Source organism: Winogradskyella ouciana, from assembly GCF_009709615.1.
GTDB classification, from domain to species: Bacteria; Bacteroidota; Bacteroidia; order Flavobacteriales; family Flavobacteriaceae; genus Winogradskyella; species Winogradskyella ouciana.
This window is the reverse complement of sequence record NZ_WJYA01000116.1, coordinates 1-270: the sequence shown is the minus strand read 5'-3', so window position 1 is coordinate 270 and position 270 is coordinate 1. Positions and strand designations below refer to the sequence as shown.

Below are 270 nucleotides of genomic sequence, written 5' to 3'. Positions count from 1 at the left end.
ATCTATTCACACATATTCGTCATATGTTATTTACTACAATTCCAGGTTTACTTATTACTCTTATCGTTTATGCGTTCTTAGGAAGAAGCTTCGGCGCTAACAATATTGATGCAAAAGGTATCGATCAAACGTTACAAGTATTGCAACAAAACTTTGTTATCTCACCTTTCCTATTAATCATACCTGTAGTCGTTATGGTATTGGTCGCTAAAAAGGTTCCTGCGATCCCAGCTATTCTGGTAGGTATTATTTTAGGATTTTTATCACAAG

General features: G+C 34.8%; 1 protein-coding gene. It reads left to right on the top strand.

Annotated elements, in window-relative coordinates; genetic code table 11:
* Positions 1-23: 23 nt before the first annotated feature.
* Positions 24-270: Na+/H+ antiporter NhaC family protein (locus tag F1003_RS18745; RefSeq protein WP_497986928.1), on the top strand; the 247-nt coding region annotated here is incomplete at its 3' end.